The organism is Salmonella sp. K21076, from assembly GCF_039650795.1.
GTDB lineage: Bacteria > Pseudomonadota > Gammaproteobacteria > Enterobacterales > Enterobacteriaceae > Salmonella > Salmonella enterica.
Map to the genome: position 1 here is coordinate 11,128 of NZ_JBCLYA010000041.1, position 12,379 is coordinate 23,506.

12 protein-coding genes and 1 pseudogene are annotated in these 12,379 nt (G+C 50.6%); 7 read left to right on the forward strand and 6 right to left on the reverse strand.

The genetic code is table 11. The features are described from left to right. Positions 1-403 precede the first annotated feature (403 nt). On the forward strand, positions 404-922 hold the full coding sequence (locus AAYN39_RS11010) for a YfiR family protein (protein ID WP_001212373.1): 519 nt from the start codon (positions 404-406) through the stop codon (positions 920-922). Further along, positions 915-2,135 (forward strand): diguanylate cyclase DgcN, encoded by a 1,221-nt coding sequence (gene dgcN / locus AAYN39_RS11015; protein ID WP_001030993.1) that lies wholly within the window; start codon positions 915-917, stop codon positions 2,133-2,135. The genes AAYN39_RS11010 and dgcN overlap by 8 nt, the downstream gene beginning before the upstream one ends. A gap of 156 nt (positions 2,136-2,291) precedes the next feature. Here dgcN and rplS read toward each other — a convergent pair whose 3' ends face one another. From rplS to ffh, 5 genes are all read right to left on the reverse strand, one after another. Further along, on the reverse strand, positions 2,292-2,639 hold the full coding sequence (rplS, locus tag AAYN39_RS11020; protein WP_000065257.1) for a 50S ribosomal protein L19: 348 nt from the start codon (positions 2,637-2,639) through the stop codon (positions 2,292-2,294). A 40-nt stretch (positions 2,640-2,679) separates the two neighbouring features. Then, positions 2,680-3,447, reverse strand: coding sequence for a tRNA (guanosine(37)-N1)-methyltransferase TrmD (gene trmD, locus AAYN39_RS11025; RefSeq protein ID WP_000469802.1), 768 nt, complete (start codon positions 3,445-3,447; stop codon positions 2,680-2,682). Between the two features lie 44 nt (positions 3,448-3,491). Next, positions 3,492-4,040, reverse strand: coding sequence for a ribosome maturation factor RimM (gene rimM, locus AAYN39_RS11030; protein ID WP_000043266.1), 549 nt, complete (start codon positions 4,038-4,040; stop codon positions 3,492-3,494). 18 nt (positions 4,041-4,058) lie between these two features. Then, positions 4,059-4,307 carry a 30S ribosomal protein S16 gene (gene rpsP, locus AAYN39_RS11035; protein WP_000256453.1) on the reverse strand — a complete coding sequence of 83 codons (249 nt, stop codon included), beginning with the start codon at positions 4,305-4,307 and terminating at the stop codon, positions 4,059-4,061. Between the two features lie 343 nt (positions 4,308-4,650). Continuing rightward, positions 4,651-6,012: a signal recognition particle protein gene (ffh, locus tag AAYN39_RS11040; protein WP_000460052.1), complete on the reverse strand. Its 1,362-nt coding sequence runs from the start codon at positions 6,010-6,012 to the stop codon at positions 4,651-4,653. A gap of 165 nt (positions 6,013-6,177) precedes the next feature. On the opposite strand from ffh, the gene AAYN39_RS11045 reads away from it, so the two are divergent. The 3 genes and pseudogenes from AAYN39_RS11045 (at position 6,178) to AAYN39_RS11055 (ending at position 9,000) form a co-directional block, all read left to right on the forward strand. Continuing rightward, positions 6,178-6,969: an inner membrane protein YpjD gene (locus AAYN39_RS11045; RefSeq protein WP_001537507.1), complete on the forward strand. Its 792-nt coding sequence runs from the start codon at positions 6,178-6,180 to the stop codon at positions 6,967-6,969. Between the two features lie 19 nt (positions 6,970-6,988). Further along, positions 6,989-8,275, forward strand: coding sequence for an HlyC/CorC family transporter (locus AAYN39_RS11050; RefSeq protein ID WP_127172650.1), 1,287 nt, complete (start codon positions 6,989-6,991; stop codon positions 8,273-8,275). Positions 8,276-8,395: 120 nt separating this feature from the next. Further along, positions 8,396-9,000, forward strand: a pseudogene (locus AAYN39_RS11055) (cytoplasmic protein). A gap of 34 nt (positions 9,001-9,034) precedes the next feature. Here AAYN39_RS11055 and grpE read toward each other — a convergent pair. Then, complete coding sequence (grpE, locus tag AAYN39_RS11060; protein WP_001518875.1) at positions 9,035-9,625, reverse strand: nucleotide exchange factor GrpE; 591 nt, start codon at positions 9,623-9,625, stop codon at positions 9,035-9,037. A 123-nt stretch (positions 9,626-9,748) separates the two neighbouring features. Between grpE and nadK the strand changes: the two genes are divergently transcribed. Next, positions 9,749-10,627, forward strand: coding sequence for an NAD(+) kinase (gene nadK, locus AAYN39_RS11065; RefSeq protein ID WP_001059155.1), 879 nt, complete (start codon positions 9,749-9,751; stop codon positions 10,625-10,627). 85 nt (positions 10,628-10,712) lie between these two features. Then, positions 10,713-12,374, forward strand: coding sequence for a DNA repair protein RecN (recN, locus tag AAYN39_RS11070; protein ID WP_000880973.1), 1,662 nt, complete (start codon positions 10,713-10,715; stop codon positions 12,372-12,374). Positions 12,375-12,379: the final 5 nt, after the last annotated feature.

A 12,379-nucleotide genomic window follows, 5' to 3' on the forward strand; every position in this document is an offset into this window, starting at 1 on the left:
ATCCTCCACGAGGATGTTTAAACCATACCACAAAAAGTAAAGATTTCAATCCATATTACGTAAAATAAACTTTACATAGTGCTAAATCGTCGATTAAACCTCTCAATTTCGTATCAAAAACTTTACACAACAAGTGAATTATTTTATTCCCAGCTTCAGAAAAGCGGTAAAATGAGCGATGCTCGCTATTTTTTGATTATTTTTTCTCCGCACGCATAATTTTACTTTCTGATATAGGGTGATTAATACCATTATCACAAGAATTTAATATCAGGGATGCCACTTAAATTATTCATATTATCAATAAGACATAATGACGATATGGCAAAATAATGTTATTTTGCTACAAACAATCACGGATGTATTTTAATGTTTTACGACTGAAGATGGTGGGGACTTGTTAATGCGTTTTTCTCACCGATTTATCCTTCTGTTATCGCTATTATTAGCAAGCTTGCCTCTGTATGCTCAATGTGTCACGGAAGAAGAGAAATCCGTACGCGCCATTGTCTCCGGTATCGTCAGTTATACACACTGGCCAGCGTTATCCGGGCCGCCAAGGCTATGCATATTTTCATCTGCGCGTTTTGTCAGGGTACTTAGCGAAGAGGCTAACTGGGCTTTCCCTTATCAACCGCTTGTCATCCGTACCACACAAGAAGCCCTGAGCGCCCGCTGTGATGGTTTTTACTTTGGCAATGAATCGCCAGCTTATCAGGTGGAGTTAACGCGTCATTATCCAGTTAATGCCTTGTTATTAATTGCCGAGCAAAATACCGAATGTATTATTGGCAGCGCATTTTGTCTGATCATTAACAATGATGAAGTCAAATTTTCCGTCAACCTGGACTCCCTCTCGCATAGCGGCGTGAGAGTGAATCCAGAAGTATTAATGCTTGCACGGAATCAAAAGCATGAATAAGGAATTTTCTCTGTCCAGACCAACATTTAAACGCACACTACGGCGGATTAGTATAATCAGCGTGCTGCTTACAATGACATTGATCTGGCTATTAATTTGCGTTGCGTCTGTCCTTACGCTCAAACAGTATGCGCAAAAGAATCTCGATTTGACCGCCGCCACAATGGCCCATAGCCTTGAAGCGGCACTGGTATTTTCCGATAGCGCGGCCGCAGCGGAAACGCTCGCCACACTGGGACGCCAGGGACAATTTTCAGCGGCGGAGGTCCGCGATAAAAATGGCCGTACTATCGCCTCATGGCGATATGATGCGCGAGCCGCAGACGATAAGCTCATCGGCTTAATTAGCCACTGGCTTTTTCCATTGCCGGTATCGCAACCCGTCTGGCACAACGGCAGGGCTATCGGCGAAGTACGGCTTGTCGCCCGCGACAGCCTTATTGGTCATTTTATCTGGCTATCGCTGGCAGTGCTGACAGGATGTATTCTGCTAGCATCCGGCATTGCCCTGCTACTCACGCGTTATTTACACAATGGCGTTGTGGATGCGCTACAAAATATTACTGAAATTGTACACGACGTTCGCACTAACCGAAATTTTTCACGCCGGGTACCTGATGAGCGTATTGCGGAATTTCACCTGTTTGCGCAGGATTTCAATAGCCTTCTGGATGAGATGGAAGAATGGCAGCTACGGCTTCAGGCTAAAAATGCACAATTACTACGTACCGCGTTGCACGATCCGCTGACGGGGCTTGCCAATCGCGCGGCATTTCGCAGCTGTATTAACGCGCTGATGAAGGACAATTCCGCTCGTAGCAGTTCGGCATTGTTATTTCTGGATGGCGATAACTTTAAATATATTAATGATACCTGGGGACATGCGGCAGGCGACCGCGTACTTATAGAGGTTGCCAAAAGATTAGCGGAATTCGGTGGTAGCCGTTATCAGACTTACCGACTCGGCGGCGATGAATTTGCGATGGTGCTTTACGGTGTACATTCGGAGTATGAAGTACAACGTATTTGCGCAGCACTATCCCAGGCGTTTAATCGACCTTTTGAACTGCATAACGGCCAGCGAATAACGATGACCCTGAGTATTGGCTTTGCGCTGACATGGGAACATGCCACTGCCGAAAAACTACAAGAACTGGCCGATCGAAATATGTATCAGGCTAAACACCGGCGTGCAGAACGCTCGCTAAACTAAGGAACGGGCCAGGCCGTTTCTGACTCAGCGTTGATACCACAGACCCAGCTTAATCATGCAACCGTCTATGGCGTGGAGCAACCCATAAAAAAAGGGGCCAGCGTAATGCCAGCCCCTTCTTTTCTACAAGCTTTCGGATGTTGCGAAAGCGCGTTCTTAGTTAAGACGCTCTTTGATACGAGCTGCTTTACCAGTACGCTCACGCAGGTAGTACAGTTTAGCTTTACGAACAGCACCACGACGTTTAACAGCAATGCTGTCAACTACCGGAGAGTGAGTCTGGAAGACACGCTCAACGCCTTCGCCGTTGGAAATTTTACGAACAGTGAATGCAGAGTGCAGACCGCGGTTACGAATAGCGATAACCACGCCCTCGAATGCCTGCAGACGTTTCTTGGTACCTTCAACAACCCATACTTTCACTTCCACGGTATCGCCCGGACGGAAGGAAGGTACGTTCTGCTTCATCTGCTCTTGTTCAAGTTGCTTAATAATGTTGCTCATAATTTAATCTCTTATCCTGGGTAAACTGATATTCGGGGGCCTATGCCATCCCATCATGTTTATGCTGCTGTTGTGCGTGTTCTGTTTTGAACTCCGCCAGCAACCTTGCTTGCTCTTCAGTCAGAGCCAGGTTTTCCAGAAGTTCAGGTCTTCTAAGCCAGGTTCGGCCCAGTGACTGTTTCAAACGCCAGCGACGTATCTCAGCATGGTTTCCCGACAGCAATACTGGCGGTACTTCCATCCCCTCTAACACTTCAGGGCGCGTATAGTGCGGACAATCCAGCAACCCATCAGCAAACGAATCTTCGATTGCTGATGCCTCATGCCCCAGAACCCCCGGTATAAACCGGGCGACGGAGTCAATCAGCGTCATTGCCGGTAGTTCGCCACCGCTGAGAACGTAATCGCCAATTGACCATTCTTCGTCAATTTCGGCCTGAATTACGCGCTCATCTACGCCTTCGTAGCGACCACACACCAGAATGAGTTTCTGATTCGTGGCCAGCTCGCTAACGCCCGCTTGATCAAGCTTGCGTCCCTGAGGCGACAGATAAATCACTTTAGCGCCTTCACCTGCCGCGGCTTTTGCTGCATGAATGGCGTCCCGCAAGGGTTGCACCATCATTAACATCCCCGGTCCGCCGCCGTAAGGACGGTCGTCCACGGTACGGTGCCGGTCATGCGCGAAGTCGCGAGGACTCCAGCTTTGGATGTTCAGCAGGCCTTTTTTTACTGCCCGGCCAGTTACCCCGTAATCGGTAATTGCGCGGAACATTTCAGGAAACAGGCTAACGATGCCAATAAACACAAGCCAATCCCCATAACGCCATTTATTACCGTTTATCCGGTGGTTTAAAAACCAGGATCCCAGTCTACTTCGATAGTACGAGTAGCGAGATCGACTTTCTTGATAACCTGCCCATCGAGGAACGGTACTAGTCGTTCCTTGATACCAAATGCATCTTTCAGGTTCGCCTTAATGACGAGAACGTCATTCGACCCGGTTTCCATCATGTCGATAACTTTACCGAGATCGTAGCCTTCAGCGGTGACTACCTGGCAACCCATCAGGTCTTTCCAGTAGTAGTCTCCCTCCTCAAGCGCAGGAAGTTGCGAGGAATCCACGACAATTTCGCAATTGGTCAGAAGATTCGCGGCATCTCGATCGTCAACGCCTTTCAGCTTGATGATCAGATCCTGATTGTGGTGCTTCCAGCTTTCCAGCTGTACCTGCTGCCACTGACCCGCCTTCTGGATAAACCAGGGCTGATAGTCAAAAATGCTTTCGGCGTCTTCAGTGGAGGAAAACACTCTGAGCCAACCACGGATACCGTATGAAGAACCCATTTTCCCCAGTACAACCGGTTCAGCGGGTACTTGTGCGGCGAGTTGCTTGCTCATCATGACCACCGTGACAGATTAAGCTGCTTTTTTTACTTCTTTGATCAGCGCCGCAACGCGATCGGAAATGGTTGCGCCCTGGCCAACCCAGTGAGCGATGCGATCCAGATCCAGGCGGGTGCCTTCTTCTTTTTCGCTAGCGATTGGGTTGAAGAAACCAACGCGCTCAATGAAGCGACCGTTGCGTGCATTACGGCTGTCGGTGACAACAACCTGGTAGAACGGACGCTTTTTAGCGCCGTGACGAGCTAAACGAATAGTTACCATAACATCCTCTTGTGTGAATAAAACAACCGGGCCTCATCGAGGAACGGAGCCCGGCGTCATATTAAAAGCCCGAAAATTTTACTGATTTCTGGGGAAAATGCAATCAGCATCTTGCTACTGAACACGAAACAAGGGATAAAAGGCGTATATCGGTGCAGCCAGTTTAGCTCCGGCGTGCGCGCAGAAAGCGGAGCGTACACGCAGTACGTGAGCATTTCGAGCACACCCCGGGGCTAAAATGGCAAACAAGATAGCCTTATACCCTTGTTTTAGCGGCCACGCAGTACGTGAGGATGGCTAGCACACCCCGGTGCCGAAATAGCAAGTGAGCCTAGCCGGGAAATTAGCGGCCTGGAAAACCAGGCGGCATCATCCCCTTCATACTCCGCATCATCTTCGCCATCCCGCCCTTCTTCATTTTCTTCATCATGCGCTGCATGTCGTCGAACTGTTTCAGAAGGCGGTTAACGTCCTGCACCTGCATCCCACAGCCCTGCGCGATACGACGCTTGCGGGAACCTTTAATGATTTCCGGCTTCGCGCGTTCTTTCAGCGTCATCGAATTGATGATCGCCTCCATACGCACCAGCACCTTATCATCCATCTGCGATTTAACGTTGTCCGGAATCTGCCCCATGCCCGGTAATTTGCCCATCAGACTGGCCATACCGCCCATGTTTTTCATCTGTTTGAGCTGCTCCAGGAAGTCGTTCAGGTCGAAACCGTCGCCTTTCTTCAGTTTGGTCGCCAGCTTCTCAGCCTGTGCGCGGTCAACTTTGCTTTCGATATCTTCGATAAGAGACAGTACGTCGCCCATGCCGAGAATACGCGAGGCGATACGATCCGGGTGGAACGGCTCCAGCGCGTCGGTTTTCTCGCCGACACCGAGGAATTTAATCGGCTTGCCGGTGATATGACGAATAGAGAGCGCCGCACCGCCACGCGCATCACCATCAACTTTGGTCAGCACCACACCGGTTAACGGCAGCGCTTCGTTAAAGGCTTTTGCGGTATTCGCCGCATCCTGACCGGTCATCGCATCGACGACAAACAGCGTTTCTACTGGCTTGATAGAAGCGTGGACCTGTTTGATTTCGTCCATCATCGCTTCGTCAACGTGCAGACGACCGGCGGTATCCACCAGCAGCACGTCGTAGAATTTGAGCTTCGCTTCTTTCAGCGCGGCGTTGACGATATCAACCGGTTTCTGGCCGACATCAGACGGGAAGAAATCCACGCCAACCTGCTCAGCCAGCGTTTCGAGCTGTTTGATCGCCGCCGGGCGATAGACGTCGGCAGAGACGACCAGCACTTTCTTCTTGTGCTTCTCGCGCAAGAATTTACCCAACTTACCGACGCTGGTGGTTTTACCCGCCCCCTGCAGACCCGCCATCAATACTACGGCTGGCGGCTGCGCAGCCAGATTCAGGGTCTGGTTTTCTTCGCCCATTGCCGCAACCAGTTCGCTACGGACAATCTTGACGAACTCCTGCCCTGGGGTCAGGCTTTTGTTAACTTCATGACCAACCGCTTTCTCTTTTACGCGATTGATGAACTCACGCACTACCGGCAGCGCAACGTCAGCCTCCAGCAGCGCCATGCGCACTTCGCGCAGCGTCTCTTTAACGTTGTCTTCAGTAAGGCGCCCACGGCCACTGATATTGCGCAGCGTGCGCGACAAACGATCGGTTAAATTATCAAACATTGTCTCTCGCCTGGGGTGGAAACGGTTGGTCGCCGCAGCGACACAGTTACAGAATTTCGCCACAGTATACCATGAAGCCGTCTTTGTTGTTATGCAACGGTTGGAGCTGCGGTCACGTAACGCTATACTGCTTCTCTTTCTCACTGGTCAACTGTCGACACAACTATGCCCGTTTTTGCTTTACTTGCCCTTGTCGCCTACTCCTTCAGCCTCGCGCTGATCGTTCCCGGACTGTTGCAAAAAAACAGCGGCTGGCGGCGTATGGCTATTCTTTCTGCGGTCATCGCGCTGGTGTGCCATGCTGTCGCGCTGGAATCGCGTATTCTGCCCGGCGGCGACAGTGGACAAAACCTGAGCCTGCTGAATGTCGGTTCGCTGGTCAGCCTGATGATCTGCACGGTGATGACCATTGTCGCGTCGCGTAATCGCGGCTGGCTACTTCTGCCCATTGTCTATGCTTTTGCGCTGATTAACCTGGCCTTCGCCACGTTCATGCCTAATGAATATATTACGCATCTGGAAGCGACCCCAGGCATGATGGTGCACATCGGTCTGTCGCTTTTCTCTTACGCGACGCTGATAATCGCCGCGCTGTATGCGCTACAACTGGCGTGGATCGACTATCAGTTGAAGAACAAAAAGCTGGCGTTTAGTAATGAAATGCCGCCATTGATGAGCATTGAGCGCAAAATGTTTCATATCACGCAGATTGGCGTCGTACTGCTGACCCTTACTCTGTGTACCGGCCTGTTTTACATGCATAACCTGTTCAGTACTGAAAATATTGATAAAGCCGTGCTCTCTATCGTGGCATGGTTTGTCTATATCGTTCTGCTGTGGGGGCATTACCATGAAGGCTGGCGGGGTCGTCGGGTCGTGTGGTTTAACGTCGCAGGCGCGGGTATTCTGACGCTGGCCTATTTTGGTAGCCGCATATTACAGCAATTTGTAAGCTAAGCTTTTAAAGGAGTTTCCCCTGGAACACATCTCCACCACCACGCTGATTATCATATTAATCATCATGGTGGTCATCTCGGCCTATTTTTCCGGTTCCGAAACTGGAATGATGACGCTAAACCGTTACCGTTTACGCCATATGGCGAAGCAAGGTAATCGCTCGGCAAAACGGGTAGAAAAATTACTGCGTAAACCCGACCGACTGATAAGCCTGGTGCTGATTGGCAATAACCTGGTCAACATTCTTGCCTCGGCGCTCGGCACGATTGTGGGTATGCGGCTTTACGGCGATGCCGGCGTGGCTATCGCCACCGGGGTACTGACGTTTGTCGTGTTAGTTTTTGCCGAAGTCCTGCCCAAAACTATCGCCGCGCTCTATCCGGAAAAAGTGGCCTATCCCAGCAGCTTCCTGCTGGCGCCGTTACAGATACTGATGATGCCGCTGGTGTGGTTACTTAACACCATCACCCGCCTGCTGATGCGTCTGATGGGAATTAAAACGGACATCGTGGTCAGCGGGTCGTTAAGCAAAGAGGAATTACGCACTATCGTGCATGAATCCCGTTCGCAAATCTCTCGCCGCAATCAGGATATGCTGCTGTCGGTTCTCGATCTGGAAAAGGTCAGCGTGGATGACATCATGGTGCCGCGTAATGAAATTATCGGGATCGATATCAATGACGACTGGAAGTCTATCGAGCGGCAGCTCACCCACTCGCCGCACGGACGCATTGTGCTCTATCGCGATTCGCTGGATGACGCCATCAGTATGCTGCGCGTGCGTGAAGCCTGGCGGTTAATGGCCGAGAAAAAAGAGTTCACCAAAGAGATGATGCTGCGCGCCGCCGATGAAATCTATTACGTCCCGGAAGGTACGCCGCTCAGTACGCAACTGATTAAATTTCAGCGCAATAAAAAGAAAGTCGGACTGGTCGTCAACGAATATGGCGATATCCAGGGGCTGGTCACCGTGGAAGATATTCTCGAGGAGATCGTTGGCGACTTCACCACATCGATGTCGCCGACACTGGCGGAAGAGGTCACGCCGCAAAACGACGGTTCGGTCATTATTGACGGTACCGCCAACGTCCGGGAAATCAATAAAGCGTTTAACTGGCACCTGCCGGAAGATGACGCGCGCACCGTCAACGGGGTGATTCTGGAGGCGCTGGAGGAAATTCCGGTTGCTGGCACGCGCGTGCGCATTGAGCAGTACGATATCGATATTCTCGATGTACAGGAAAATATGATTAAGCAGGTAAAGGTTGTACCGGTAAAACCGCTGCGCGAGAGTGTGGCGGAGTAACACAATGGCGAACTCCGGTTCGCCTTTTTTATCGCCGTCTTTTAAGATTCCATCAATTCCTGCCATTTACTTAACAATGCAATAATGTCTTTTCAGGCATTCAGAAAGGATATTGATGTTATGTCAGAAGATTATGTAATTGAATGGGATAAGAATTTTGCAGACGACCTCAACGTCGTCGCCAACGTTTTTTTATCGCACAACCCAACCTTATGGCCCACTATTTTCTCTCAACTTTCGACGCAACCTGAAATCTTTGAAGACGAAGATGAAGACGAATATGGGTTGCAAGACGTCCTGGATTGTAGCGGTGGCGATCTCGGAAATAACGAGCTGGCACAGGCATTTTTACAAGTTCTACGCGGCGAAGGATTTATTCACCTCGTTGACTGGAAAGGTGAAGATGAAGAAGGCGAACTGGCTAATTTTGCCGCAGATCGCTTTTATGAACTCACAAAAAACCTGACGGATTCTGAGGAATTAAGAAATCTTCTTGTCGAAATAACCCAAGAGGATGAAATCTCCGATGTCTGTGAAGCCGGGGACCGTTACCTTGACGAGATCTTTGAACGCATCCAGACCGAACTCAATAAGAGGGGCTTCCAGATTTTTGATCTGAATGAAGGATCTGACACCTATAATGTGGTCGTTCTGCCAATGAGCGAATATAAAAAATAGAGGATTTCAACACGCCGTGGCTGGAAGTGCAGGATTTTTTAAGCTAAAAAAATGGCCGACTTTACATCGGCCATTAGACTTTTACTTCGCCTTCGCTACAGTCACCATCGCCGCGCGAATGGTACGACCGTTCAGCGTGTAGCCTTTCTGCATAATACCCAGCACATTGCCTGCCGGAACCTCTTCCGATTCCACCATCGCAATCGCCTGATGCACGTTCGGGTCCAGCGGCACGTTGGTCTCAGCAATCACTTCCACGCCGAACTTACGCACCACATCCAGCATAGACTTCAGCGTCAGCTCAATCCCTTCGACCATTGCCGCCATATCCGGATTGGCTTTGTCTGCGACTTCCAGCGCGCGATCCAGGCTATCGATTACCGGCAGCAATTCGTTGACGAACTTCTCGAGAGCGAATTTATGCGCTTTTTCGATATCCTGTTCAGTACGGCGGCGCAGGTTTTCCATTTCCGCTTTGATACGCAACACGGTGTCGCGTTCGCGAGTCTGGGCTTCGGCAAGCTGAACTTCCAGATTCGCAATTTTTTCATCGCGCGGATCCACCTGCTCAGCAGAATCGTTTGGTTCAACTGCCTCAACCTCTTCGTGCTGATCCATGATAATTTCTTCCGGGGCTTGCCCCTCAGGCGTTTTCTGTTCTTTACTACTCATGAATTTCTCCGCGTTTTTTTTCGCATTCATCTCGCTAACTTCGCTTATTATGGGGATCAGATTCAGGGTTTCAAGGGAAGTACTCACATTGTCATCAATCTTCGCTACAAGGACCTCAGAAAAATGAATAATCATTTCAAGTGTATCGGCATTGTGGGGCATCCGCGTCATCCCACCGCACTCACGACACATGAAATGCTCTACCGTTGGCTATGCGATCAGGGTTATGAGGTCATTGTGGAGCAACAAATCGCCCACGAATTACAGCTAAAAAATGTGCCAACCGGCACGCTGGCGGAAATTGGTCAACAGGCGGATCTGGCGGTAGTTGTGGGCGGCGACGGCAATATGCTTGGCGCAGCGCGTACGCTGGCGCGTTATGACATCAATGTGATTGGCATTAACCGCGGTAATCTTGGCTTCCTGACCGATCTCGATCCGGACAACGCCCTGCAACAATTATCGGATGTGCTGGAAGGACGCTATATCTCCGAAAAACGTTTTCTGCTGGAAGCGCAGGTCTGCCAACAGGACCGCCAGAAGCGTATCAGCACAGCCATTAATGAAGTGGTGCTGCATCCGGGAAAAGTGGCGCATATGATCGAATTCGAGGTTTATATTGATGAAACCTTCGCTTTTTCACAGCGATCTGATGGTCTGATCATTTCTACGCCGACCGGCTCCACCGCCTATTCGCTCTCCGCAGGCGGCCCTATTCTGACCCCTTCACTGGATGCCATCACCCTGGTGCCGATGTTCCCGCATACCTTGTCGGCGCGCCCGTTAGTCATTAACAGCAGTAGCACGATTCGTCTGCGTTTTTCGCATCGCCGTAGCGATCTGGAAATTAGCTGCGACAGTCAGATAGCGCTGCCTATTCAGGAAGGAGAAGATGTGCTGATTCGCCGCTGCGACTACCATCTCAACCTGATACATCCCAAAGACTATAGCTATTTCAATACATTAAGCACAAAACTCGGCTGGTCAAAAAAATTATTCTAATTTTACGTTAGCCTCTTTACTGTATAAAAAACCAGTTTATACTGTATTTAATTACAGTCATGGTTTTTCATACAGGAAAACAGCTATGTTGGCGCAACTGACCATCAGCAATTTTGCTATCGTTCGTGAGCTTGAGATCGATTTTCAGAGCGGAATGACCGTCATTACTGGTGAAACCGGCGCGGGTAAATCTATTGCGATTGATGCCCTGGGTCTGTGTCTGGGCGGTCGCGCTGAGGCCGATATGGTCCGTACCGGAGCGACCCGCGCCGATTTGTGTGCCCGCTTTGCGCTGAAAGACACGCCTGCGGCATTGCGCTGGCTGGAAGAAAACCAGCTTGAAGAAGGTCGCGAATGCTTACTTCGCCGCGTTATCAGCAGCGATGGCCGCTCACGGGGCTTTATTAACGGCACCGCTGTGCCCCTATCTCAATTGCGCGAGCTCGGTCAGTTGCTGATTCAAATTCATGGTCAACATACGCACCAGCAGCTGACCAAACCCGAACAGCAAAAATCGCTGCTGGATAGCTATGCCAACGAAGCCGCTTTAGCGCAGCAGATGGCTGCCCACTACCAATTATGGCATCAAAGCTGCCGCGATCTCGCCCATCACCAGCAACAAAGTCAGGAACGCGCCGCGCGCGCGGAACTGCTGCAATATCAGTTAAAAGAGTTGAACGACTTTAATCCGCAGGCCGGCGAATTCGAGCAAATTGACGAAGAGTACAAACGGCTGGCCAACAGCGGGCAGTTGCTTACGACCAGCCAGAACGCTCTGGCGCTACTCGCGGACGGCGAAGACGTTAACCTGCAAAGCCAGTTATATAGCGCAAAACAACTGGTTAGCGAGCTGGTGGGTATGGACAGCAAGCTTTCCGGCATCCTGGATATGCTGGAAGAAGCCACTATCCAACTCACCGAAGCCAGCGATGAATTACGCCACTATTGCGAGCGTCTGGATTTAGACCCCAATCGCCTGTTTGAGCTTGAACAGCGCATCGCTAAACAAATTTCGCTGGCGCGAAAACATCACGTCAGCCCGGAAGCGCTGCCGCAGCTTTATCAGTCACTGCTCGAAGAACAGCAGCAGCTCGACGATCAGGCCGATTCGCTGGAAACGCTGACGCTGGCGGTTAATAAGCATCACCAACAAGCGCTGGAAACGGCGCAAGCGCTGCATCAACAGCGTCAGTTTTACGCCCAGGAGCTGGGGCAGTTGATCACTGAAAGTATGCATTTACTTTCGATGCCGCACGGTCTGTTTACTATCGACGTGAAATTTGATGAGCATCATCTGAGCAACGACGGCGCCGATCGCGTGGAGTTTAAAGTGACGACAAACCCGGGTCAGCCGCTGCAGCCTATCGCTAAAGTCGCGTCTGGCGGTGAACTGTCGCGCATTGCGCTGGCTATTCAGGTGATTACCGCGCGCAAAATGGAAACGCCGGCGCTAATTTTTGACGAGGTTGATGTTGGCATCAGCGGCCCAACCGCCGCCGTGGTCGGTAAACTCCTGCGTCAGCTTGGCGAATCCACTCAGGTGATGTGCGTCACTCACCTACCACAGGTAGCCGGGTGCGGTCACCAGCACTTCTTTGTCAGTAAAGAAACAGACGGGGCAATGACCGAAACCCATATGCAACCTTTGGATAAACGTGCGCGTTTACAGGAACTGGCCCGCCTGTTGGGAGGAAGTGAAGTTACGCGTAATACGCTGGCAAACGCAAAAGAACTGCTGGCGGCGTAAACTTT

Excerpts from the sequence above, each read along its gene's own strand:
- rimM (WP_000043266.1), bottom strand. The coding sequence starts at position 4,040 with ATGAGCAAGCAACTCGCCGCACAAGTACCCGCTGAACCGGTTGTACTG.
- rplS (WP_000065257.1), bottom strand. The coding sequence starts at position 2,639 with ATGAGCAACATTATTAAGCAACTTGAACAAGAGCAGATGAAGCAGAAC.
- AAYN39_RS11010 (WP_001212373.1), top strand. The coding sequence starts at position 404 with ATGCGTTTTTCTCACCGATTTATCCTTCTGTTATCGCTATTATTAGCA.
- dgcN (WP_001030993.1), top strand. The coding sequence starts at position 915 with ATGAATAAGGAATTTTCTCTGTCCAGACCAACATTTAAACGCACACTA.
- grpE (WP_001518875.1), bottom strand. The coding sequence starts at position 9,625 with ATGAGTAGTAAAGAACAGAAAACGCCTGAGGGGCAAGCCCCGGAAGAA.
- recN (WP_000880973.1), top strand. The coding sequence starts at position 10,713 with ATGTTGGCGCAACTGACCATCAGCAATTTTGCTATCGTTCGTGAGCTT.
- rpsP (WP_000256453.1), bottom strand. The coding sequence starts at position 4,307 with ATGGTAACTATTCGTTTAGCTCGTCACGGCGCTAAAAAGCGTCCGTTC.
- nadK (WP_001059155.1), top strand. The coding sequence starts at position 9,749 with ATGAATAATCATTTCAAGTGTATCGGCATTGTGGGGCATCCGCGTCAT.
- AAYN39_RS11045 (WP_001537507.1), top strand. The coding sequence starts at position 6,178 with ATGCCCGTTTTTGCTTTACTTGCCCTTGTCGCCTACTCCTTCAGCCTC.
- ffh (WP_000460052.1), bottom strand. The coding sequence starts at position 6,012 with ATGTTTGATAATTTAACCGATCGTTTGTCGCGCACGCTGCGCAATATC.